A 23,551-nucleotide genomic window follows, 5' to 3' on the forward strand; every position below is an offset into this window, starting at 1 on the left:
GTTACAGTTCAGATCCGCCATACCGACCCACCAGACCAACCCGACGGACCCATGCCCGGCCTTACCCGCCAAGGTTCGGGTTTGCGGCCTGCGGCGGGAACGGGTTGATCGTGTGGATCGCCGTGTTCCCTTCGGGCGCATCGCCCGCACCAAGCGTAATTGAATCGCGCCGCGTCATGTAATCGGCACAGCCCGACAGCGCCGCCAGCGACAGGGCCAGCACAAGGCCCTTATTTCTTGACAATAAGCGCATCGTCGAACTCCAGATCGATCATGTGGCCGAAGGGGCCGATGACACCGTTGCCCTCTTCGAAGGCCCGGATCATGTTCTTGTTCACCTCAAGCATGCCCAGCAGGAACAGCTCGACGTCATTGGACGACCGCGCATTGTCCAGCGGCGAGGACAGCGGCTGGTTCGGCGTTCCCGGCTGCACCAGACGCGGCGTGACCAGGATCACCAGATCGGTTTCATTCTTCTGGAAAGCGGTAGACCGGAACAGCGTACCCAGCACCGGGATCTGGCCGATCCAGGGCACCTGGCGCACGTTGCGTTCGTTATCCACCTGCAACAGCCCCGCGATCGCAAAGCTTTGCCCGTCGCGCAGGCTTACTGTCGTATCGGCCTTGCGCGAGATGAAGGCCGGCTGACCGTTGACCGAAACCGAGGTGTCGATGTCGCTGACCTCGGGGCGGATGCGCAGGCTGATCAGTGAATCGTCCAGGATCTGGGGGCGGAAGTTCAACCGCACCCCATATTCCCGGTAATCCGTTTCGGTCGCGATCGCGCCGTTCTCGGCGGTGACCGCCGTGGTGATCGGAACCTCGCCGCCCACCACGAAATTCGCCTCGATCCCGTTCGAGGTCACCAGCGTCGGGTTCGCCAGCCGCCGCGCCAGACCCTTGTCTTCCAGCGTGTTGATGATGACGTCGATTTCCATCCCGGCGACTTCCAGCAGGTTGCCGATGAAGTTGCCAAAGGGCACCGCATTCTGCCCGGCATTGCCGCTGGTGGTGCCGCGGATCACGCCGTTTTCGCTGGCGATCAGGTTCACGCCCAGCAGGCGCCCGGCATTGCGGCTGACCTCCAGGATGCGCACATCCAGCTGCACCTGCTGCGGATCGGTGACGCGGATCGCATCGACCACCGGGTTTTCGGTATATTGCTGCGCAATTTCCAGGATCCGGCGCTTATCCACAGTGTCGCGCACCGATCCCGACAGCCGCACCCGGTTGTTCACATTGGTCACCGTCACCGCAGCCGAGGGCACGGCACGGTCGATGGCGCGCTGCAATTCACCGAAATCGACCCGCACGCGCAGGACGATCACACCCATCTGCCGCTTGTCGGCATCAAAGAAGGTGACATTGGTCGCGCCCGACTGGTTGCCTTCGACGTAAAAGGTCTTGTCGGTCAGCGGAAAGACCGCGGCGACATCCGGGTTGCCCACCAGAATGTCGGTAAAGGCCTTGTCGGTTTCCACGGTCAGCGTGAACCCCGGGCTAAGAACGATCGGCTCGCGCTGGCCGCCCTCGCCCAGCACGACATAACGATCCTGCGCCGCGGCCTTGCTGGCCGGCAGCAACGCCATCCCCAACGCCAGAAGCATCAGGCAGGCCACCCCCCTGATCCAGCCTGCACGTGCCGCTTCCATCCGTATCGCCATCTGCCCTGCTCCGATCCCGCTTGCTTGTCAGTTGCCGGCGTTCGCCTTGACCTTGTATTCCACCCGCTGCCCCGCATGCAGCACACCGATCGTCGAATAGGCGGGCGGCGGCGGCGTCACCGGCACCTCGACCACGCGTTCCACGATCACGGGGTCCGGCGCGGGCCCATCTTCGCCGCGCGCCTGGATGTTCTGTTCCACGGTCGCCAGACGGTCGGTCACCTCGGTGCCCACCTGGCGCAGCATGTCCTGCAGCGTGGCGATCTGCGCCTCCAGCTGTGACTGTTCCACCTGGGCGGCCATGCTGCGGGCCAGCTCGGGCTCACCCAAATCGATCGCGGTCACCCGTTCGGGCATCTCGATTTCTGTCGACACCGCATTGCGCAGCGCCAGCGACAGCGTGCCCACCGATGCCGCCAGCGTCAGCTTTTGCGCCTCGGGGGTCGACACCTCAAACGTCACGGTGCGCACGACGCTGGGCTGATCCTTGCGGTCATCGGCGATCTGGTCGATGGCCAGCACCTTCACGCCCTGCAGCAGCACATCGACAAAGGCCCCGCCGTCATTGCCACCGCTGCGCGTCAGCAGCACATCCACCCGGTCGCCGGGCAGGACAAAGCCCGCCACGCCCAGCACATCGTTCACCCGGATCGACACCGCCTTCATCCCCGGCGTCAGCGCCGTGGACAGCTTTGCCCGCTGCCCGGGGTTGGTGACCTTGGACGTCAGGACCGGCTCGCCCTCCTCCATCGATTCCAGCACGAACCGGGCGTTTTCATCGCTGGTTCCAACCAGCGGCGGAATGGCCGTAAACGCCCCCGGCGGCTTGCGGTCGGCGGGCCAGACGATCGTGTCAAGCTTGTCCGGCGTCAGCCGTTCGCCAAAGCGCAGCGGCTTGGCGGCGACCACGATCACATCCTTGGGGGTTTCATCACCCGTTTGCACGGCCTCGGCAAAGATCCGTTCGCGCTGTTCGGTCAGCCAGCCCCGCGCGGCGAACACGGCAATAAGGCCCAGGACGATCGCGACGATCAGGCTGATGACGGTGGTTCCGCGCATATATCCGGTATCCTGCTTGCCCCGATGTCGCCCGATTTCAGCGGCACTGGCGCGGCCCGCCGGGCCCTGCGCAAGCGCCCACCGCGGGCCACTTGTTCTCAAGTTGACGTTTCCTGCAAAAGGATCGGAAATCAACCCTTTTGAGGGGGTCCCGCCCCCGGAAGCGATCCGGAGGCGGAAAGGGTGTTAGGTTTGCAACAATTAGAGCTGCCTTATTCTTCTCCCGCAGGATAGCTAAGTGGCTCACCTTCCGCACCGAGCCACGTCGCCCAAGTATCCCAAGCAGCCCCCAAGCCGGTCCCGAAGATTGTGACGGCAGCAATTACCACGCCAGTCAGCAGACCCAGAAGGATTAGATATTCCGTCAGCGCCAGACCGTCCTCGTCCTTCTTGAAGTGACGCAGGTGCAGCGACGCGAGTGTGATGAGTTTGATCATGTCTATCCTCGTTTCCTTTAATTCATTCGGTCAATCGCCATCCGGCGTATTGCCGAACGCCCCCAAGCCGGAAGGTCAGGATGACGGCCTATCCGAAAGACCACCGCCCGCCCTTTCGAGCCTTAAATAAATCTTAAGCAAAAAATCAGTTTGAGACCACGGCCCATATGAAGCCCCGCCCTATTTGCCGAAATGTCACGGCAACTTTGTGGCATTTTCAGCATCACTGTTCCCGAAAACGGAACGCTGATCGCGCAATCACAATTAGGGGTTGTATGTAATACTTTTTACTCGCCCTACATCAAAAGATCACATTCAAACGATGATTGCAGATTGAATCCAATTTACAACCCTGGGGACGCTTTTGATTCGCCCCCTACCGCACCAGAACCGCCTCATCCCGGACAAAGGCATCCAGCGTCCCATTGCCACCATTGCCGGTGATATCGATGATCTCGACGTCGATGGTGCCATCACCCGTGCCCTGTTGCTGCATCGGGTTGACCATGAAGATGCTGGCAAAGGAATTGACCGGAAAGTCCGTCACACCATTGCCGCCATGCGCCAGGCAATCGACGATGGCCGCAAACATCACGCGCGGGTCATCCAGCGGGTCTGTGGGCAGATCGACAGGGTCGGGGTTGCTGCATTGCGGGAAACCGCTTTCGGTTCGCCCGCCAACAGCGACGGACTTGTCCGCGATCAGGTTCTGCTCGATCTCATACCGATAGACGTCATAGCGCGACGGCACGACCTTGCCGCTGGCATCACGCAGGTTCGTGAATGTGCTCATCTCCTCACGCTCTTCGGAGGTCAGCGCAGGTCGCGGGGGCGAGGCATGGTTCTTTTCCCAGTAATTCTCCACATCCCAGGCGCCAGAACCGATCGAAGCCCCCGGCACACCCTGGTTGGGCGCCGCCATGATCGAATTGTCGGGGAAGGCCTTGACCGCCAGAAACGCCGGGTCAGAGGTCAGCGACGTGTTGCAATCGCTGTTGCCGAAATAGCCCTTTCGCACATTAGCAGCCGACGGGAATTCAGCCTTCCGGCTGTTGAACGGCCCGTCGTAAATGTCGAACCGCACGTTCAGACCCTGCGAGATGCTGACCGCCGCACCGGGCTTGGTCGTCACGATCGAATTGTCATAGCAGGTGGGGTTATGCCCGCCGGCAAAGACATCGCGGATGGTATTCGCGCTTGCGTTGGAATCATCATTCGCGCCGCGCACCTGAAGGAACCCGAAATTGCCGGGCTTGGCGGTGCTGTTGCCCGGCGGGTGCAGCTTGATCAGCCGCGCATGCAGATCGCCGCGCGCAAAGGCGCTTTGCAGGTCGGACCCCTCGGGCTCTTTCTCGAACGGGTTGCAGATGAACAGCGGGGTCACATCGCAGGCCGCCGTGCGATAGGTCGCCACCGCCGAGGCACCCACGCGCACATCGGGATCCTCGTTCTCAAGCCAGGGGATGAAGTTTGTCATCGCACGGACAAAGAAGGAATGCAGGGGCCGGGATTCAGAATAGACATAGACATAGCGCGCATTCGCGCCGCCCGTGTCATGATTTTCCGGCGCGATGAACGTGTTTGGGTCAAGCGGCAGGTCGTCGCTGACAGGGATCGCGGTCAGGAATTCGACACGGAAGTCCCCCCCCGTCTCGGCCGAATAGGCCAGATCGATGTGGACATCGTCGCCGACGATACCAAGAAAGCTGACCGAATTGGTGATCTCTTCCATCGCGGCCTTGGCACGCACGATGGCATCAACGCCCCCGTCCAGTTCGCGCGCACCGGCAAGGGCCAGCGCATCCGCCGCCGCAGCATGATCGGAATGGGCATTGTTGCCCCGCCCAAGATCAATGATCAAAAGCGCAAGCCCCATGAATGCCGGCAGCATGATCAATGTGAGCGCCAGCGCATAACCGCTTTCGTTCCTGAAAAATCGTCCCGTCATCTTCCGGTCTCCGCGGTTTTTGCCCGCCGCCCGCTGCGGCAAAGATTGCCTGCCGCGCGGGCCACATGCCAGTTTGTTTCCAAAAGTATGGGCCTATACCGCTTTGGCGCAAGGGCCACGGCGTCACAGCCAGCGCGAAATGATTGCCCCCATCGCCGCAAGCGCCATCGGCAGGCCATAGGGGATGCGCCGGCTGTGCGACAAGTCAGCCACCCGCGCGGCCACCCGCCCCGCAGGCAGCCAGCGCCCGCCCGTTCTTATCAGGATGAGCACCAGCAACGACACGGGCAGCAACAGCAGCGCAAAGACCGCAAGCCCCGACCACCCGATCAGCACCCCAAGCGGCAGATACAGTTTCGCATCCCCCGCCCCCATCATCCCCAAGAGCCAGAATACGAAACCAAGCCCGAACAGCAAGACCCCCGCCGCAAGGTCCGACACCAGAACATCGCGACTGCGCAACGCCAGAACCGCGACGGCAAGACCGATCATCCCCAGCACGTGAAGGTTCCGGATCCGCAGCGTCCAGAAATCGATCACCGCCAGCGCCGCGAACCCGGCCAGCGCCAGCAGCATCAGACCATCATGGATCATCCCGGCCAAGCCCTGCGACCGCGCGACCGCCGGGCGTCAGATCCCCTGCAGATCGCCACGGCTGCGGCGCTGATAGGTTGATGAATTGCGCAGCAGTTCCAGGTTGTTCGCCACCGTCTCGTTGGCGGGGTCCATCTCATAGGCGATCAGGAAATGCTTGCGCGCAAGCTGCAGATTGCCGCGCAGCAGCTGCGAATAGCCGTAATTGTTGTGGAACTCGATCCGGTTGCCGATGATCGGCTGCAGCTTGCGATAGGCCACATCGGCCTGATCAAACCGGCGCAGGCGGTCCAGCGATGCCGCATAGATCAGCAGCGCCTGCGGATCGTTTGACGCCACCTCGACCGCGCGTTTCGAGGATGTGTGCGCCTTGCCGTAATGGCCGTTCTGGAACTGGGTCTTGGCGGTCACGATCAGCTGGTCGTTGGGGAAATAGTCGCCACGCGATGCAGTGTCAGCCACGGTTGAAGCCGGGTCGCCGAAAGACGAGAAGTCGCCAAAACCGCCTTCGGTGCAGCTTGCCAGCATCGACATCGCAAGGATCAGGCCCGTAACACGCATCTTTTCACCCTGATTAATGAAATCGAACTGTTGCGCGAAATTGCCCGGCTGTCCACAATGAGAGCTACGGAATTTGGCATCTTTTGGCATCTATTGCAGGAATGACACTCTCATTTCGATGTATTTCGTCATTTCCGTGGCGGGTCGGGCGGCATGGCGCAAAGCCGGTGGCGGTGGGGCCACCGTAATGTATCATGAGGCTCGGCCAGGATTTCCCGCAGGGTCGGCCCATCGCGGGCCGGGCGCGGCGCGGCGGCACAGGACCAGGGGGGCAGAATGCGCTATCACAGACCCGAAAGCTTTGAAGATGCGGTGGCGATTGCCGCAGGTTCGGGCGGAACGACGCGGTTTCTGGCCGGCGGCACCGACGTTCTGGTGCAGCTGCGCGCGGGGCTTGTGACCCCGGACGATCTGATCGATCTCAAGCACATCCCCGGCGTGGCCGAGATTGTGCGCACCGCCGATGGCGGCTGGCGCATCGGCATTGCGGTGACGGGCGCGCAGATGGGCCGCCACGCCGATCTGGTGCGCGACTGGCCCGGTGTTGTTGAAGGGATGCAGCTTGTCGGATCGACCCAGGTGCAGGGCCGCGCAACGCCTGTGGGCAACCTGTGCAACGGCTCGCCCGCCGCGGATTCGGTGCCCGGCCTTGTGGCGGCGGGCGCGCGGGTGGACATCCTTGGCCCGGGCGGGCCGCGCAGCCTTGCGGTGGAAGAAGTTCCGACGGGCCCCGGCCGCACCACGCTGCGTCCCGGCGAAATCATCACCGCCATCACCCTGCCCCCGCGGGGGGCGCAGGCGGGCGATGCCTACCTGCGCTTTACCCCGCGCACGGAAATGGACATTGCGGTGGTGGGCGTGGCCGTGAACCTGCGGCTGGACGGCGAGCGGATCGCGGCGGCCCGCATCGCGCTTGGCGCGGTGGCGCCCACGGTGCTGCTGGCAGATGCCGCCGCCGCTGCGATCATCGGCACCCCGCTTGATGACGCCGCGCTGACGGCACTGGCGACCGCCGCCACCGCGGCGGCAAACCCGATCAGCGACAAACGCGGCACCGCCGATTTCCGCAAGGAAATCACCGGCGTTCTGGTGCGCCGCGCGGCGCGCATCGCCTATGACCGCGTGCAGGCCCGGACCGGCATCCAGCAAGGAGAGGACAAATGACCAGGATCCACGTGACCGCCACCGTGAATGGCGACCCGGTCGAATTTCTGGCCGATCCGCGCGAAACCCTGCTGGATTGCCTGCGCGACCATCTGGGCCTGACCGGATCAAAAGAGGGCTGCGGCACGGGCGATTGCGGGGCCTGTTCGGTGCAGATGGATGGCGTTCTGGTCTGTTCGTGCCTGGTGCTGGGCGTCGAGGCCGAGGGCCGGTCCATCGACACGATCGAGGGCATGGCGACGGGGGGCGATCTGCACCCGCTGCAGCGCAAGTTCATCGAACATGCCGCGCTGCAATGCGGGTTCTGCACGCCGGGCATTCTGGTCGCCGCCAGGGCGCTGCTGGATCAGAACCCGGACCCCACCGAACAAGAGGTGCGCTATTGGCTGGCCGGAAACCTGTGCCGCTGCACCGGCTATGACAAGATCATCCGCGCCGTGATGGATGCGGCGGCGGAACTGCGGGGGGCTGCGTGATGGCCAAGGACGAAATCCAGCGGACCTATCGCCTGATCGGCACCCGCCCCGACCGCCCCGACGGGCTGGACAAGGTGACGGGGCGGGCGCGCTATGGCGCCGATGTTTCGGCCCCCGGGATGTTGCACGGCGCGGTGCTGCGCTCGCCCCATGCCCATGCCCGCATCCTGCGGATCGATGCCAGCAAGGCGCTGGCCCTGCCGGGCGTCAAGGCGGTGGTGACCCGCGCCGATTTTCCCACCGGCCTGACCGGCGAGGACTGGAACCTGCAGGAAAACACCATCGCGGGCGAGGTCGCGCTCTATGATGGGCATGCGGTCGCGGCGGTGGCGGCGACCTCGCGGCTGATCGCGCAGGATGCCCTGCGCCTGATTGCGGTGGACTATGAAATCCTGCCCCATGTAACCGATGTCGATGCCGCGATGCGGCCCGACGCCCCCGCGATCCGCCCCGGCGCGGCGGACCATTCCGTGCCCGAAGGCCTGCATCCCAATGTCGTGAAATACATCGATTTTGGCCATGGCGATCTTGAGGCGGGCTTTGCCGCCGCCGACCTGGTCCGCGAACAATCCTACACGACCGAGGCGACCCATCAGGGCTATATCGAACCCCATGCCTGCCTGGGGCAGCTGGGCGCCGATGGCAAGGGCGAGATGTGGGTCTGCACCCAGGGGCACTGGTACATCCGCCGGATGGCCGCCGCCGTTCTGGGCATTGAGGCCGCGCAGCTGCGGGTCACGCCGTCCGAAATCGGCGGCGGGTTTGGCGGCAAGACCACGATCTTCATCGAGCCGCTGGCGCTGGCGCTGTCACGCAAGGCCGGCGGGCGCCCGGTCAAGATGGTCATGAGCCGGGCCGAGGTGTTCCGCGCCACCGGGCCCACCGCCTCGGCCGCGATGAAGGTCCGGATCGGGATGAAAAAGGATGGCACGCTGACCGCCGGACAGGCCGAATTTCGCATGCAGGGCGGTGCCTTCCCCGGCGCCCCGGTCAGCAGCGCGCTTTACTGCGCCTTTGCCAGCTATGCGATCCCGGCGGTGGCGCATGTGGGCTATGACGTGCTGACCAACCGGCCGAAATGCGCGGCCTATCGCGCGCCCGGATCACCGATGGCGGCCTTTGCGGTCGAAAGCCTGATCGATGAGATGTGCCGCGAACTTGGCCTTGATCCTTTGGAGGTGCGGCTGAAGAATGCCGTGCGCGAAGGCACGAAATCCAGCTATGGGCCGACCTACGGGCCGATCGGGCTTGTGCAATCGCTGCAGGCGGCGCAGGCGCATCCGAACCTGTCGGTGCCGCTGGGCCCCAACCAGGGGCGCGGTGTCGCGGCGGGGTTCTGGTTCAACCACGGCGGCGAAACCTCGGTCTCGCTGGCGATCGGCGAAGATGGCACGGTGACCGTCTCGGTCGGCACGCCCGATATCGGCGGAAGCCGCGCGTCGATCGCGTTGATGACGGCCGAGACTTTGGGGATTGCTTACGAAAACGTGCGCGTCAACGTGGTGGAAACCGGCGCGCTTGGGGTGAATGAACCCACCCACGGCAGCCGCGCGACCTTTGCCAGCGGCAAGGCCGCGGTCATCGCCGCGCGCCACGCGATCGCCGAAATGTGCCGCCGCGCCGCTGCCGCCTGGGGGATCGACCCCGAGGCCGTCGACTGGCAAGACGGCGCCGCCGTGCCCGCCGGTCCCAATGCCGGCAAGTTCCCCCCGATGCCCATTGCGGAAATCGCGGCCCGGATGGGATCGACCGGCGGGCCGATCTCGGGCCATCATGAGGTGACGGCGGGCGGCGTCGGCGCAAGCTTTGGCGTGCATGTGGTCGATGTCGAGGTTGACCCCGAAACCGGCCGCACCACGGTTCTGCGCTATCTGGTCGTGCAGGATGCAGGCCGCGCGATCCATCCCGCCTATGTCGAGGGGCAGTATCAGGGCGGCGCCGCGCAGGGCATCGGCTGGGCCCTGAATGAGGAATACATCCATGACGCCGAAGGCCGGCTGCTGAACCCGGTGTTTCTGGATTACCGGGTTCCCGTCGCCTCGGACCTGCCGATGATCGACACGGTCATCGTCGAGGTGCCGAACCCCGGCCACCCCTATGGTGTGCGCGGCGTGGGTGAAACCGGGATCACGCCGCCCCTTCCGGCGCTGGCCAATGCGATCGCTGCGGCCACCGGCGCGCGGCTGCGCAGCCTGCCGATGTCACCGCCCAAGGTGCTGGCCGCGATCAGGGCGCAGCGCGGTGGTTGAGGTCAATTTGTGGTCGGGCCTGCGCCGGGTGACGGATGGGCAGACAGTGGTGAGCGTTCAGGCCGAAACGCTGCAACAGATGCTGGAGGCGCTGGTCGCGGCGCATCCGGGTCTTGCGCCCTATATCCGGGCGGGCGTGTCGGTTTCGGTGAACGGGGTGATCGTCACCGACCTGCTGTCGCCCGTCGATCCGGGGGATGAAATCTATCTGATGCAATACCTAAAGGGCGGCTGACACGCGCCGCCGTCAGTGCCAAAGATCACGCAGCGATTTGCGCAAGGCGCTTGTGACCTGGTCAATCTCACCCTGCGAGGTCTTGATCCGCAGCAGATCAAAGACCGCGGCAACCGCGACCTCGGGGTCGTAAAGCGGGGTCACCTTGAAGGCGCCGCCCACCCGCGTCAGGAAATCCTCGCGTGATCGGGGGTGGACGGGGGTGCGATCCGGCACCCAACCCTCATAATAGATGCCGCGGATCAGCACCGGCAATTGCGCGCCCAGATCCGCCGCCTCGGCCACGGTCAGATAGTCGCGCAAGGCATGCAGCGTTTCGCGCAACAGCATGTAGGCGCGGCCCCGTTCGTTCCAGCCCAGGGCGTCTTGCAGAAAGTTCAGCCATTCGGCGACCACCTGCGGCGCGTGGTCAATGGTTTCCAGCCCGGTGATCTTCATTCCACATCCCCCCGGCGCGACAGCCGCGCGGCGCGATGCTGCGCCCCGAAACGGGCCCGGTCATTGACGACGGTCAATGAGAAGCCCCGCCGCGCTGGCATCCTGATACCGACAAAGCAGGGGGATAACATGCAACGACAGCCCGTCATCAGCTGGCACAATCTGGACCGATCCGACGCGATGGAGGATCTGGTTCACAAGCGTCTGGCCGCAGTCGAACAATTCTGCCCCGGCCTGATCGGCGCGCGGGTGGTGATCTCGGCGCCACAAAACCGCCGCCACACCGCGCGCGGCGTGGATGTGCGCATCCATCTGGACCTGCCGGGGCCGGATGTGGATGTCGCCAAATCCGTGCGGCAGGGTCATGCCGACGACGACCTGACCCTTGCGATCAACCGGGCCTTTGGCGCGCTGGAAGAACGGCTGAAGAAAACCCGCCAGCGCATGGACCCGCAGGCGGTCAAGGCCCATCCCGCGGTGCTGCACGGTGAAATCGTGGAAATCGACGCCCTTGGCTTTGGCTATCTGCGCGGCGACGACGGGCAAGAGGTCTATTTTCAGAAAGACAGTCTGGTCACCGGCGACTGGGACCAGCTTTCGCTGGGCGACCGGCTGCGCTTTCGCGAGATGGATGGCGACAAGGGGCCCTATGCCGTGGACATCGCCCCGGCATAGGCCCGCTGCCTGATCCCGCCCGCCGGGTCAGGCCCATTCCCCGGCGCGGAACACCGGCACGCGGGTGCCATCGGCGGTCAGGCCGTCAATCTCGGTTTCGGCCGATCCAATCATCCAGTCGACATGGATCAGGCTGGAATTGCCCCCCCGCGCGGCGATCTGATCGGCGTCGAGATCCGCGCCATTGACGAAGCACTTGGAATAGCACTGGCCAAGCGCGATGTGACAGGCGGCGTTTTCATCGAACAGCGTGTTGTAGAACAACAGCCCCGATTGCGAGATCGGGGAGCTGTGCGGCACCAACGCCACCTCGCCCAGGCGCCGGGCGCCTTCGTCGGTATCCAGCAGCTTTTGCAACACCGCCTCGCCGCGTGTGGCGCGGGCCTCGGTGATGCGGCCTTCGGCAAAGCGCACCTCGATCCCGTCGATCAGGCTGCCCTGATGCGACAGCGGCTTGGACGCCCGGACATAGCCCTCGACCCGCCGGGCATGGGGGGTGGTAAAGACCTCTTCGGTGGGGATGTTGGGGTTGCAAAGCACACCGTTCTGCGCAACCGACGCGCCCCCGTGCCATTCATGCCCATCGGCAAGCCCCACCGTAAGATCGGTGCCGGGCCCGCGGAAATGCAGCGCGGCAAAGCGCTGGCCGTTCAGCCATGCGGTACGTGCGCCAAGTGCTGCGTTATGCGCGGCCCAATCCGCCACCGGGTCCGCCCCATCCAGCCGCGAGGCGGCAAAGATCGCATCGGCCAGCCGCGCCACCGCCTGATCGGTGGGCAGGTCGGGAAAGACGCGCGCCGCCCAGGATGGCGTTGGATAGGCCGCGATGGTCCAGTTGATGTCGAAATTGGAAATCTTTTCCAGCGCGGGTTTGTAGGCCACCGCATTGGCCTTGCCCGCGCGCGCCACCCGGGCCGGATCCTGCCCCGCCAGCAACATCGGATCTTCGCCCACGATCGCCATGCGCGCCGCACCCGCGCCAAAGGCCTCGGCCATGCCGGCATAAAGCCAGCCCGGCGCGCGGTCGAAACTGGCGTCATCGGCGTTGGCAAAGCGGGCCAGCGTCACCTCTTCATCCGACAAAAGCGGCGTGACGACCCCCGCGCCCGCGCGATAGGCCGCCGCCGCGATCCGGCGCACCAGCGGCAGGGCGGCGACCGGCGCGGTCAGGATCAGATCCTGCCCGGGTTGCAGGTTAAGCCCCACACGCACGGCCACCTCGGCCAGACGGTCAAGTTTCGCGGGGTCCAGGTCAGGCGCAGTCATGGGAAATCCTTTCTTCAGGCTTGCCCGAACACTAGGCATCCGCGCGGGGCCGTCAATGGCGCAGGCCCAGATGGCGCAAGCTCAGACCGGCTGAACCACCGTGTCGAAAGCCATGCCTGCGCCCCCCAGGTCGGGGAAAGGCAGCGTCCAGAACGCCTGTTCGGCGCATCCCTTGCGGATCAGCGCGTCAAGCGACCGGATACGGAAATGTTCCGGATCAAGGATTTCGATCACCTCCGCGTCCTGCAAGCGGTGGGTCACCCGGCTATAGGTTTCCGCCGAGGTGCCCAGCAGGTCGGCAATGTCGGGCCGGGGCAATGATACGCTCAGCGCCAGCGTGCCATCAGGCAGCGGCTGCACCGGCAAGAACCGCGTCGCAAGGGCCAGAAAGGCGCAGATCCGTTCATCGGGGCGCAGCGCCCCAAGCGCCCAGATCATCCAGCGCATCCGCCCCAGCCGGGCCAGGCGTTGTTGCGTCAGCGCCCGGCGCAACCCCGGCTCGCGCGCCAGCACCTCGGCAAAGGCGCGCCGGTCCAGTCGGCACAGTTCCACCGCCGTGGCGGTTTCCACACAACTGCCGGCGCGATCGGTCGACAGCTTCTCGGTCACCTCGCCGGGCAGGAACAGGCCCATGATCTGGCGCCGGCCATCGGCCCCGTAGCGCTGAACCCGCAGCACCCCGCGCCGGACGATCCAGACCGCGGCGGCGGGCGCGTCTTCGTCAATCAGCAGGTGATCGCGCGGCAGGGTCACAAAACGCGCCAGCGGGCCCAGGATCGCGAACGGCCCCGGCCCCATCGCCCCGCAGATCCCCGTGCGGCGGCTGGGACAGGGCTGGCACCGGCTGGCGCCATGCAGATCGCGCGCGCTCGGGACAAGTCGATCGTGGGCCATTGGCCACCCCCGTCAAGCGCCATTCGCGGCGCGAATAAGGCGGAACAGGTTCGGCACTCGCACGCCGGGCACTAAACCGGCGCCGGTGATGGATCACACCACCCGGCCCCGAATTGAACCACAGCCCCCGTGTTGCCGACAAGCCCGAAGGCCGCAGGCCGGACGCGCAACACCGATGACCGGTGGCGGATTTCCGGCTATGGTCCGATAATTGCCCGAATCTTTCTGGCTGTCCCGGCTTTTGCGGCACGACGGAGGAGATGTCATGGCGGATTGTTCCCAACCCCGCGTGCCTTGCGCGGGCTCGGTCCTGGGTGGGCTTCTGGCCACTGTCGCGCCGGAGACGCGGGCGTGGCTGACGGCGCGGCTGTGCGAACGGGTCGTGCCCGCCGGAACCGTGCTGGCCCGCCCCGGCACCGATCTGACCGAGGTGGCCGAGGTGCTGGAAGGCACGCTGGGCCTGATGCAGCGCGCGGAAAACGGGCGGGCGCATCTGATCGGCGTTCTGATGGCGCGTGACATCTGCGGGCACCCCTATGAAAGCCCCGCCACATGCCGGATCGAGGCGCTGAGCGATGCGCGCCTGCTGACCATTCCGCGCGCCGATCTGGAAGCCGTGATCGAACAGGATCCCGAGGCCGATCAGCGGCTGAGCGCGCATCTGCTTGAGGTGATGGACCGCACCGGCGACTGGTTGCAGGTGATTGGTCGGCGGCGCGTGACCGAACGGGTCGCGGCCTTCGTGATGATCCTGGCGCGGCGCAGCGGAACGGCGGGGCCGCTGCGCCTGCCGCTGACCCGGGCGCAGCTGGCGCTGCATTTGGGCACCCGGCCCGAAACGCTAAGCCGCAGCCTGCATGAGCTGGGGACGCGGGGCGCGATCCGCCTGCTGGACCCCTATCAGCTGTGCGTCACCGATGCGCCCCTGCTGGCGCGGATCGCGGGATAGCCCGCCCCCGTCACAACCCGGGCAGATCAAGCACCAGCGCCGCGTGGTCCGAGGCATGTGGCCGGTGCTGGCCAACCCCCGCAAGCCGCGGCCCGCGATAGGGGGTCACCTCATGCGACAGCCCGGTGCGGATCACCTCGGGGCAGGCGGCGGGCCAGCGCGCCGCCAGCGCGGCCGAGGCCAGAAACGAGTCCGGGCGCGACAGCGGCCCGCCTTCGGGCGCGCTGAACGACCAGCGGTCGCCCTGCGCGCGCCGTTCCAGCAGATCCACCGCCATCGCCTGCAGCGGGGCGGCCGCGCGCGGGCGGCCCGGCGGGTCTGCCGCCGGTTCGTTCAGATCCCCCAGCACCAGCCAAAGTCCCCGCTCGGGCCGGGCGAAGCGGCGCGAAATCAACCAGCCCACCGCCTGCGCCTCTAGCCGACGGATGGGCCAGGCGGCTTCGGCATCGGGCCAGGGCGCCTTGAAATGGCAGATGTAAAGCCACAGCCCCGCGACCGACACCTCCAGGCAATCGCGGCGGAAAATCGGCAGATCGGGATCAAGTGGCCCGGGTGCCAGCCCCGCCATGCGCGGCGTCAGATCGGCATGGCTGATCACCGCATCCAGCGGGCGGCGCGACATCACCGCCACATCCAGCCCGCTGCCGTCATTGCCCGGCAGGCAGACCCGATACGGATAGTGCCCAGCCCCCGCAGGCCGCAGGAAACGATCGTGAAAATGATCCAGTGTCGCCTGATCGAACACCTCTTGCAGGGCCACGACATCGGCATCGGCATCGCGCAGAACGGCGGCCGTCAGCTGCCGGTCCAGCGGGTCAAGCGCCTCGGCGCCGGGGCCGGTATCCTCGGGCACGTCGCGGTCCCGCGCGCCATCCAGCGCGGGCGCCCCATCGCGCCGCCGCAGCCGCAGGTTCTGCACGTTGAAGGTCGCGATCCGCATTCCATCCCCTTTGGCGCAGTCTGGCATGACCGCGCGCGGGACGGAAGCCGCCCTCTACTGACCCGTCATCTTCACCACCGCAAGCCCCGTGCGCGCGATCAGCATCAGATCGGTGCGCAGCGAAGCACGGCGGTAATAGGCCTCATCATAGCGCACGCGGTCGATGAACAGCGTGGTGCCGCGCCCCTCCAGTTGCCACAACCCGGTCACCCCGGGCCGCATCCGGAAATAGGCGCGCCCGCCCGCCGCCTCATACATCGGTTGCTGATCGGGCGTGAAGGGGCGCGGGCCCACAAAGCTCATGTCGCCGGACAGGATGTTGAAGATCTGCGGCAGTTCATCCAGCGAACTTTTGCGCAGGAATGCCCCGATGCGCGTGATGCGCGGGTCGTTGCGCAGCTTTTGATGGGCCTGCCATTCCCGGGCGATCGCCGGATCGCGGGCACACAGATCGCGCAGGCGATCCTCGGCATCCACGGCCATGGATCGCAGCTTCCAGCAGCGAAACAGCCGCCCATCGCGCCCGACCCGTGGCTGCGCGAACAGGCACGGCCCCCCATCAAGGCGCACCAGCAGGCACAGAACCGCGATGACCGGCACCAGGGCGGGCACCATGATCAGGACCAGAAGCAGATCAAGCATACGCTGTGGCGCGCCGGTATAGCGGTTGCGCACCACCGCCCCGGCTGCGAACGGGCCATCGCAGGCAATCTCGTCGGGCCGGATTGTCACCTTCAAGACGCACCCTTTCAAACCATCAACCGAACACGGACCGGCCCTGATCTTCATCACTTGCTAACCAGGATCTGCCGAATGTCTGCGAATGGCGGCGTTCAAAGTCAACGATCCAGGCGCGGTTTCGCGACTGGCGGGGCGGAAGCATGCACAACTTTGACGTGTGTTGCACGGCAGACACGGAAATGCGGCGAAACTGTGCCCTCGCCCGATCACAGGCCCGCAAGGCATGAACCGGGCTTGAGCTGCGCACTCCTGGGTTGTATTCCTCGTTTCGGTTAATTGGGGCAAGGGTGCAGGTGCGACGCGTGGACCGCCAGAACATCAGGGGCCGCAGCCCGTGCCGGGCCTGAGCCGCGCGGCCGCGACCGCGCTTGGCCTGCGCGTGGCGGGCGCGGCGATGACCTATGTCTTCGTCATCGCGATGGCGCGGCTGCTGTCGCCCGCGGATTTCGGCATTCTGGCCACGCTGATGGCGGCCAGCCTGTTCCTGTCGATCGCGGCCTCGGCGGGCCAGCAACTGGCGCTGTTGCGCTTTGTGCCGCCACTTCTGGCGCGCGGACAAAGCGACGCCGCCACGGCACTGGCGGCGCGGGCGGGGCTGACGGCGGCGGCGGGCAATCTGGTGCTTTGGGTCCTTCTGGCCGGGGCGGTGATGCTGGCCGATGCGTTTGGGCAGGTCCAGCGTGGGCCGCTGCTGGCCTTCGGTCTTCTGATCGTGCCCCTGGTCGGAGTGATCGATTTTCAGGCCCATCTGGCCCGCGCGCATCGATTGATCACACTGGCGATCCTGCCCAAGGATGTGCTGTGGCGGCTGATCTCGGTGATTCTGGCGCTGGTGGCCGCGGGGCTTACGGGGGCAAGGCCCCTGCCCCTTGGCACGGTCCTGGCGATCCTGATCGCGGTTCTGGCGGGGCTGATCCTGGCGCTGGCGGCCTCGCTGCGGCGCCGGGGGCTGCCGTCCTTGCGCGCCCTGCGCCAGGCGATGCGCGCCACACCGGCGGATGACGACTGGCGGCGCGCGCGTGGCCCGCTTTGGGGGGTATCGATGGCGGCGGTCGCCTTTGCCAATATCGATGTCATTCTGGCCGCGGCGCTGCTGGGGCCGGGACCGGCTGGCCTTTACTTCGCGGCGAACCGGATCGCGCAGGCCCCGGGCTTCTTTCAGAACAGTTGGAACATCGTGACCGGCCCGGTCCTGTCGGAACTGCATGGCGCGGACCGCCGGGACGCGCTTGCGCGCACCGCCGCAGCCGCAAGCCTGCAGGCCTTTGTCCCGACATTGGCGCTGGCGCTGGTGCTGGCCGCGCTTGCGGGGCCGGTGCTGACGCTGTTCGGCACGGCCTTTGTCGCGGCGCAGGGGGTGCTTTGGCTGCTTTTGGCAGCGGCGGTGATGAACACCGTCTTCGGTCCGGCGGACCTGGTGCTGAACATGTGCGGGCAGGACCGCGCGGCGTTGCGCATCAGCCTGATCACCACGCTGGGCGGGGTCGGCCTGATGCTGGGGCTTGGCCTGTTGCACGGGGCCACCGGGATCGCCGCGGGGGTCCTGATCTCCGTCAGCGCGCGCAAGTGGCTGTTCTGGCGGACCGCACGTATCCGGCTTGGCCTTCGGGTCGATGTCCTGGGCGCGCTTGGACGAAACCCGATTGCACAGGCGGTACCATGCCAGCCCAGATAGATGCACCGATGTGGCGGCTGCGGCGCGGCAAGGTTCCGGGGCGGATCATCGCCTGGGCGTTGATCGAGGGGCGCCCGCTGACCACGCGCGGCCGCTGGATCAACCCGCTGGTCTTTGCGCTGTTTCGCGCGGCACAGATCCTGCCCGCGCCCGTCAAGGCAGGCGCGCCGATCTTCATCATCGGCACCGGCCGGTCGGGCACGACCGTTCTGGGCAAGCTGTTCGCGCTGCATCGCGATACGGTCTTTCTGAATGAGCCCAAGGCGATGTGGCATTTCGCCCATGGCGGCGAGGACATCATCGGCAGCTATTCCCGCGCGCGCGCCCGGATGCGGCTTGGCCCCGCCGACGCCGCGCCCGCCATCGCCCGCCGGATCGCGCAGGTGCAGGCCTGGGCGCTGGCCTGGGGTCGCGGGCGCCGGATCGTGGACAAATACCCCGAGCTGGTGTTTCGCACCGGCTTTGCGCGCGCGCTCTTCCCGCAGGCGCGGTTCATCGCCATCCTGCGCGATGGGGTGGATACCTGCGCCTCGGTCACCGGCTGGTCGGCGCGCAAGGGTGCAACCGTCGGGCTGGACCGGCACGACTGGTGGGGCCGCGCGGGACGCAAGTGGCAGATGATCGTGGATCAGATCGTGCCAGAACATCCCGATCTGGCGCCGCTTCAGCCGCTGTTGCGCGCGGTGACCGATCATCGCGACCGCGCGGCGGTAGAATGGATCGTGTCCATGCGCGAAGCGCGGCGCGCGGCCGCCGAACACCCCGACACGCTGGCCATCCGCTATGAGGATCTTTGCGCCACCCCCGCGCCGGTGATCGCCCGGATGCTGGATCATTGCGGCCTGCGCCCCGATCCGGTGATGCTGGATTACGCCCGCACCATCCTGTCGCCCGCCCGGCCGCATGGCGATCTGGACCTGATGCCTGCCCTGGTCGCGCCCTTCATCGAAACACTGGCCGCCATGGGCTATGGCCACAGCATCGGGCGCGTGCGCCCGCGCGCGGGGGGCTAAGCGGTGCCGCGGCTTTTGTCGCTCAATTCCTACCATTACCGCCGGGGCGGGTCGGATGTGGTCTATTTCGACCATGCGGATCTGTTCGCGCAAAACGGCTGGGACACGAGCTTCTTTGCCATGCATCACCCGCGCAATCTGCACACGCCGGATGCCGCGCATTTCGCCGATCTGGTGGATTTCGAATTCCCCGGGCGGGGCATCGCCCGGCTGCGCACCGCCTGGCGCACCATCTACAACGGGCAGGCGCGGGGGCAGTTGCGCGCGCTTTTGGCGCGGCAGCGCTTTGATGTGGCGCATGTCCATTGCATCTATCACCACCTGACGCCCGCGGTCTTTGCCGATCTGGCCGCCGCGCGCGTCCCCGTGGTGCTGACCGCGCATGACCTGAAGCTGGCCTGCCCGGCCTACAAGATGATGAATGCCGGTGGCCTGTGTGAACGCTGCAAATCCGGGTCGCTGGTCAACGTGGTCCGCCAGCGCTGCATCAAGGGGTCCGCCGCCGCCAGCGCCATCGTCGCCGCCGAGGCCTGGCTGCACCGCCTGCTGGGCAGCTATGACCATGTGGCCCATGTCGTCGCCCCAAGCCGGTTCTACCGCGACAAGCTGATCGACTGGGGCTTTCCCGCAGACCGGATCAGCCATATCCCGAATTTCACAAGGCCGCTGGCCCCCCGCCACGCGGGCGCACATGACGGCAACATCCTGTATTTCGGACGGCTGTCCGAGGAAAAGGGCCTGTTCACACTGATCAAGGCCGCGGCCCGCGCCGGGGTGCCGGTCGATATCGCCGGCAGCGGCCCGATTGAGGGCGCCTTGCGCGCAGCCGCAGCGCAAACCGGCGCCCCCATCCGCTTTCTGGGCCGGTTGGGGGGCGCGGCGCTTTGGGCCCGGGTCGGGCGTGCACGGGCGGTGGTGCTGCCGTCGGAATGGTATGAAAACGCCCCGATGTCGGTGCTCGAGGCCTATCAGCTGCACCGCCCCGTGATCGGCGCCGCGATCGGCGGCATCCCCGAACTGGTGACACCACCCGGGGCCGTGCCCTGCGGCTGGCTGTTTGCGCCGGGCGATGCCGATGCCTTGGCCGCCTGCCTGCAGCAGGTTGCAGGGGCGCCAGATTCCGACCTGCGCGCACGCGGGGCGGCGGGCCACGCGCTGGCGATAGGGGATTTTGCGCCCGCGCGCTATTTCGCGGCGATGCGCGCGCTTTATGCCCGCCTTGGGGTCAACGTCGAAAAGGTGTCGGAATGATCGGCGCCACGCCCCATGCGCAGGACATGGCCCCGCCGCTACCCAATGCGATGCGATTGCTGCTGGGGCTGTTGTATCTGCGCCTGTTCAGCGGCGCGGCGGCGGCGCTTGGCCTGCCCGATGGCGCGCGGTTCGTGACGCTGGCGTTGGCCGGGGCGGCGGCCTTGGTGTTTCTGGTCGATCCGCGCATCGCGCGGCCCACGGCGCTGGCGCTGCTGGGGTTCGCGCTGTGGCTGGTCGCCTGCGCACTTTCGTTGGCCTTCGCGCCGCCCCTGGCGATGCCGGATCTGGCGGCAACGCAAGTTGTCCTGCTGGTGCTTTACGGCGCCATGCTGAACGGATTGGCGCTGCATCTGCGCGGCCCGGCGGTTCTGGCGGCGGTGCGCCGGTTCCTGGGGGTGTTCATCCTGACCGGGGCGGCGCTGGCCTTGTATCAGACCGCCTCGGGCACCGGCTTTGCCGAGGCGGGGCGGTCCACCTATCTGCGCGCCTTCGGGCCCGATGTGCATCCGGTGTCCTTCGGGCTGCAGCTGGTGGTGGCGCTGGTGGGGCTGGAAATCGCGCGTTTGCGGGCGGGGGCGCGGCTGGGTGCCGGGATGGTCGCGATATATCTGCTGGGCGGCGCAGCGCTTTACCTGAGCTTTGCGCGCACCGCCTGGGTGGTGTTGCTACTGGTCGTGCTGTTGACGGTCTGGTCCAGATCGCGCCCCGCGCTACGCGTGACGCTACTGCCGCCCGTGGCAGGGGCCGGGGTGCTTCTGGCGCTGGCCTCGGGCCGGTTCGACGATCTGGCAAGCCTGTCGTTCTTTCTGGATCATTACGACTTTTCCGCCAGCACCTATGATTTCCGCTATGTCGACAATTCCCTGTCCTGGCGCATCGCAAACTGGGCGATGGGGCTGCGTCTGGCGCTGGAACAGCCGCTGACGGGGCACGGGCCCGGCCAGGCCATCGTGGTCAGCGCCTTTGGGCTACAGATGCACAACCTGTTCCTTGAAGCGCTGGTCGAGCTGGGTGCCCCCGGCCTGATCGCGGTGGTGCTGGTGGTAACGGGCCTTGGCCGGATGCGGCGCCATGTTCCGCAGAGCGACCCGAACGCGCGTGGCATTCGCGCGCTTCTGGGCGCACTGGGGCTTGGATTTTTGCTGACGATCACGCTTAGCACCAGCCTTGTGGGGCAGACCATGACCGTGATGCTGTTGTTGATGGTCTTGGCACTTTCCATCGCGCCGATCGGCCCTGCCGAAGGGTCACCCGATGCAGGTTAACATTCTGGGCATCCGCGGCATCCCGGCGGCCCATGGCGGGTTTGAAACCTTTGCCGCCCGCCTTGCCCCCTGGTTGGTCGCGCGGGGCCATTCGGTCACCGTCTATTGCCAGGACGACGACGGTCCGCCCGGCCCCTGGACCGACCTCTGGCAGGGCGTCACCCGGGTGCACCTGCGCCCCCGCCGCAGCGGCCCGGCCGGCACGATGGAATTCGACCTGGCCTGCCTGCGCCATCTGCTGACGCAGCCCCGCACGGACTCTGCAGTCGATCTGATCCTGGGCTACAATACGGCGCTGTTCAACATCCTCCAGCGGGTCCGGGGCCGGCGCATCGTGATGAACATGGACGGGATCGAATGGCGCCGCGCCAAATGGTCGCTGGCGGCAAAGATCTGGTTCTTCGTCAATGAAATCGCTGGCGCCAACATCTGCCACACCGCCGTGGCCGACCACCCCGAAATCGCGCGCCACCTGCGCTGGCGCTGCCGCAAGGTTCCGGTGATGATCCCCTATGGCGCGGATGCCATCACAAGCGCCCCGCAACAGCCGCTGCACGAGATGGGGCTTGTTCCCGGGCGCTATGTCGTCTCGATTGCCCGGATTGAGCCGGAGAATTCCATCCTAGAGCTTGTCCGCGCCTTCAGCGGCCTTGGCGACAGCAGCGGGGCGAAATGCGTGGTGTTGGGCCGGACCCAGGACGGCAATGCCTATCACGCCGCGGTGCGCGCCGCCGCCGGGCCGGATGTTATCTTTCCCGGCGCGATCTATGACCCCGACCGCGTTGCCGCACTGCGCTTTCACGCGCGCGCCTATCTGCATGGCCATCAGGTGGGCGGCACGAATCCATCCCTGGTCGAGGCACTCGGCGCGGGCACGGCGGTGATTGCCCATGACAACCGCTTCAACCGCTGGGTTGCGGGGCCGGGGCAGTTCTATTTCGCGGATGCGGCCGGGGCGCGGGCCTGCATGGTCCGGGCGCTGACCGATGATGCGGCGGTGGCCACGGCGCGCAAAGCGGCACGCGCGCGCCATGCGGCGTCCTTTGAATGGGACGCGATCCTGACCGCCTATGAAACGGTGCTGCGGGACACGGCCCGCCCGCAAGGGGCAGGCCGTCTTTTCAGCGGCGGATCGCGGTGATCCTGCGCAGATGCGGCAGGCTTGGCGTCAGCTCATATCCCGGGGCAAGCAGCGCGCCGGTGATCGTGGCCGATGCGCCCCCCACATAGTCCAGCACCAGATCATGCAGGCCGTTCAGGCCAGTCAGGACCAGCCGGTCCCGCGCGCGGGTGCCGGGGGCCGCCTGCGTCTCGATGAAGCTGGTGGGGGTGGTCCCCGTCTCCATCTGCATCGCCAGCAGGGTCACATCGGCCCCCGCCGTCGCACTGGCGGGCCCAAGCCCAAGGTGACAGGCCCCCGCCACGGCCGAGGCAAAGACAAAACTGACCCGCCAGGTCAGCCCGTCGGCCAGCAGGGTCTGCCGGATGTCGGAACAGCTGCCCAGATCGCCGCGGGTGGCCACCAGTGCCCCGACCGGGCCGGCCACATGCGTTTCCCCCCCCGCGCCCGAGATCACCACCCGCGCCGCGCCCGAACTTCCGGCGCGCAGAAAGCAAGTGACCGCGTAGCTGGTGCCCGCCGCCAGCGTGACATTGGCCTTCAGCCGCGCCCAGATCACACCCGATGACGGCACGCTGACCCCCGCAAACCGCCCCAGTGCATTCAGCGCAAGTGGCTGGGGGCTGCAGCTGTCCGCGATCCAGCCGGGCACCGTGGCGATCGACTGTGGCACCAGATTGGTGGCCGCAGCTTCCAGCAACAGCCCGCGCAGGGCGCCACTGGCCGGGTCATGGTCAAACCGCGGCGCATCGGCGCCAAGCGACACAAGCGCCCCAGCGGGCGCAAAGGCGCTGCCCGGACTGGCCCGCGTCAGCGCCAGCCCCGCAGGCAGGCTGCCCTGCGTCAGGTCAAAGACGTGCACCCCGGCGCGGCGCGCCAAACTGCACCCCAGCCCCGGGCCGGGGCGGCTTAGCCGGAAATCGAACCCCGGCAT

At 66.6% G+C, this 23,551-nt stretch carries 24 protein-coding genes; 11 read left to right on the forward strand and 13 right to left on the reverse strand.

From position 1 onward, the window contains the following. Positions 1-61: 61 nt before the first annotated feature. The 7 genes from MXB90_RS06200 to MXB90_RS06230 form a co-directional block, all read right to left on the reverse strand. Positions 62-223, reverse strand: a complete 162-nt coding sequence (locus MXB90_RS06200) for a hypothetical protein (protein ID WP_250042466.1) — start codon at positions 221-223, stop codon at positions 62-64. Positions 224-230: 7 nt separating this feature from the next. Beyond that, a complete protein-coding gene (locus MXB90_RS06205; protein ID WP_250042469.1) occupies positions 231-1,664 on the reverse strand; it encodes a type II and III secretion system protein family protein in 1,434 nt (477 codons plus the stop codon). 27 nt (positions 1,665-1,691) lie between these two features. After that, positions 1,692-2,723, reverse strand: a complete 1,032-nt coding sequence (gene cpaB / locus MXB90_RS06210) for a Flp pilus assembly protein CpaB (protein ID WP_250042471.1) — start codon at positions 2,721-2,723, stop codon at positions 1,692-1,694. 212 nt (positions 2,724-2,935) lie between these two features. Continuing rightward, positions 2,936-3,160 (reverse strand): Flp family type IVb pilin, encoded by a 225-nt coding sequence (locus MXB90_RS06215; protein WP_250042472.1) that lies wholly within the window; start codon positions 3,158-3,160, stop codon positions 2,936-2,938. Positions 3,161-3,536: 376 nt separating this feature from the next. Next, a complete protein-coding gene (locus MXB90_RS06220) occupies positions 3,537-5,108 on the reverse strand; it encodes a TadE/TadG family type IV pilus assembly protein (RefSeq protein WP_250042474.1) in 1,572 nt (523 codons plus the stop codon). A gap of 123 nt (positions 5,109-5,231) precedes the next feature. Beyond that, entirely contained in the window at positions 5,232-5,702 is a 471-nt protein-coding gene (locus tag MXB90_RS06225) for a prepilin peptidase (protein WP_250042476.1), read from the reverse strand. Between the two features lie 36 nt (positions 5,703-5,738). Further along, the gene (locus tag MXB90_RS06230; protein ID WP_250042478.1) at positions 5,739-6,263 is read right to left on the reverse strand and encodes a hypothetical protein; all 525 of its coding nucleotides are present in this window, start codon (positions 6,261-6,263) and stop codon (positions 5,739-5,741) included. Between the two features lie 276 nt (positions 6,264-6,539). On the opposite strand from MXB90_RS06230, the gene MXB90_RS06235 reads away from it, so the two are divergent. The 4 genes from MXB90_RS06235 to MXB90_RS06250 are packed head-to-tail and all read left to right on the forward strand — an operon-like array spanning position 6,540 to position 10,387. Further along, positions 6,540-7,427 carry an FAD binding domain-containing protein gene (locus MXB90_RS06235; protein WP_250042481.1) on the forward strand — a complete coding sequence of 296 codons (888 nt, stop codon included), beginning with the start codon at positions 6,540-6,542 and terminating at the stop codon, positions 7,425-7,427. Further along, positions 7,424-7,903 carry a (2Fe-2S)-binding protein gene (locus tag MXB90_RS06240; protein ID WP_250042483.1) on the forward strand — a complete coding sequence of 160 codons (480 nt, stop codon included), beginning with the start codon at positions 7,424-7,426 and terminating at the stop codon, positions 7,901-7,903. The genes MXB90_RS06235 and MXB90_RS06240 overlap by 4 nt, the downstream gene beginning before the upstream one ends. Continuing rightward, positions 7,903-10,152: a xanthine dehydrogenase family protein molybdopterin-binding subunit gene (locus MXB90_RS06245; RefSeq protein ID WP_250042485.1), complete on the forward strand. Its 2,250-nt coding sequence runs from the start codon at positions 7,903-7,905 to the stop codon at positions 10,150-10,152. Before MXB90_RS06240 ends, MXB90_RS06245 begins: the two co-directional genes overlap by 1 nt. Continuing rightward, complete coding sequence (locus MXB90_RS06250; protein ID WP_250042487.1) at positions 10,145-10,387, forward strand: MoaD/ThiS family protein; 243 nt, start codon at positions 10,145-10,147, stop codon at positions 10,385-10,387. The genes MXB90_RS06245 and MXB90_RS06250 overlap by 8 nt, the downstream gene beginning before the upstream one ends. Positions 10,388-10,399: 12 nt before the next feature. Here MXB90_RS06250 and MXB90_RS06255 read toward each other — a convergent pair whose 3' ends face one another. Continuing rightward, positions 10,400-10,825, reverse strand: a complete 426-nt coding sequence (locus MXB90_RS06255; RefSeq protein WP_250042488.1) for a DUF2267 domain-containing protein — start codon at positions 10,823-10,825, stop codon at positions 10,400-10,402. A gap of 129 nt (positions 10,826-10,954) precedes the next feature. Between MXB90_RS06255 and MXB90_RS06260 the strand changes: the two genes are divergently transcribed. Beyond that, positions 10,955-11,500: an HPF/RaiA family ribosome-associated protein gene (locus MXB90_RS06260; RefSeq protein WP_250042489.1), complete on the forward strand. Its 546-nt coding sequence runs from the start codon at positions 10,955-10,957 to the stop codon at positions 11,498-11,500. A gap of 27 nt (positions 11,501-11,527) precedes the next feature. Here the strand turns inward: MXB90_RS06260 and MXB90_RS06265 are convergent, their stop codons facing one another. Then, positions 11,528-12,766, reverse strand: a complete 1,239-nt coding sequence (locus MXB90_RS06265; protein ID WP_250042490.1) for an aminopeptidase — start codon at positions 12,764-12,766, stop codon at positions 11,528-11,530. Positions 12,767-12,847: 81 nt separating this feature from the next. After that, positions 12,848-13,660, reverse strand: a complete 813-nt coding sequence (locus MXB90_RS06270; protein ID WP_250042491.1) for a Crp/Fnr family transcriptional regulator — start codon at positions 13,658-13,660, stop codon at positions 12,848-12,850. Between the two features lie 265 nt (positions 13,661-13,925). Between MXB90_RS06270 and MXB90_RS06275 the strand changes: the two genes are divergently transcribed. Next, entirely contained in the window at positions 13,926-14,609 is a 684-nt protein-coding gene (locus tag MXB90_RS06275) for a Crp/Fnr family transcriptional regulator (protein WP_250042492.1), read from the forward strand. 10 nt (positions 14,610-14,619) lie between these two features. Here the strand turns inward: MXB90_RS06275 and MXB90_RS06280 are convergent, their stop codons facing one another. Together MXB90_RS06280 and MXB90_RS06285 are read right to left on the reverse strand one after the other, a co-directional pair. Further along, complete coding sequence (locus MXB90_RS06280) at positions 14,620-15,549, reverse strand: endonuclease/exonuclease/phosphatase family protein (RefSeq protein WP_250042494.1); 930 nt, start codon at positions 15,547-15,549, stop codon at positions 14,620-14,622. A gap of 54 nt (positions 15,550-15,603) precedes the next feature. Beyond that, complete coding sequence (locus tag MXB90_RS06285; RefSeq protein ID WP_250042691.1) at positions 15,604-16,281, reverse strand: sugar transferase; 678 nt, start codon at positions 16,279-16,281, stop codon at positions 15,604-15,606. Positions 16,282-16,624: 343 nt separating this feature from the next. Here MXB90_RS06285 and MXB90_RS06290 point away from each other — a divergent pair, with 343 nt between their 5' ends. The 5 genes from MXB90_RS06290 to MXB90_RS06310 are packed head-to-tail and all read left to right on the forward strand — an operon-like array spanning position 16,625 to position 22,638. Next, complete coding sequence (locus tag MXB90_RS06290; protein WP_250042496.1) at positions 16,625-17,965, forward strand: lipopolysaccharide biosynthesis protein; 1,341 nt, start codon at positions 16,625-16,627, stop codon at positions 17,963-17,965. Then, positions 17,950-18,978: a sulfotransferase family protein gene (locus MXB90_RS06295; protein WP_250042504.1), complete on the forward strand. Its 1,029-nt coding sequence runs from the start codon at positions 17,950-17,952 to the stop codon at positions 18,976-18,978. Before MXB90_RS06290 ends, MXB90_RS06295 begins: the two co-directional genes overlap by 16 nt. A 3-nt stretch (positions 18,979-18,981) precedes the next feature. Beyond that, the gene (locus tag MXB90_RS06300) at positions 18,982-20,229 is read left to right on the forward strand and encodes a glycosyltransferase (protein ID WP_250042507.1); all 1,248 of its coding nucleotides are present in this window, start codon (positions 18,982-18,984) and stop codon (positions 20,227-20,229) included. Further along, positions 20,226-21,497: an O-antigen ligase family protein gene (locus MXB90_RS17730; RefSeq protein WP_284040752.1), complete on the forward strand. Its 1,272-nt coding sequence runs from the start codon at positions 20,226-20,228 to the stop codon at positions 21,495-21,497. The genes MXB90_RS06300 and MXB90_RS17730 overlap by 4 nt, the downstream gene beginning before the upstream one ends. Next, positions 21,487-22,638, forward strand: coding sequence for a DUF1972 domain-containing protein (locus tag MXB90_RS06310; protein WP_250042509.1), 1,152 nt, complete (start codon positions 21,487-21,489; stop codon positions 22,636-22,638). Before MXB90_RS17730 ends, MXB90_RS06310 begins: the two co-directional genes overlap by 11 nt. On the opposite strand, the gene MXB90_RS06315 is transcribed toward MXB90_RS06310, so the two are convergent. Continuing rightward, positions 22,619-23,551: a phage head spike fiber domain-containing protein gene (locus MXB90_RS06315; protein WP_250042511.1), complete on the reverse strand. Its 933-nt coding sequence runs from the start codon at positions 23,549-23,551 to the stop codon at positions 22,619-22,621. The genes MXB90_RS06310 and MXB90_RS06315 overlap by 20 nt on opposite strands.

The organism is Phaeovulum molybdatiresistens, from assembly GCF_023544865.1.
Classification (GTDB): Bacteria; Pseudomonadota; Alphaproteobacteria; order Rhodobacterales; family Rhodobacteraceae; genus Pontitalea.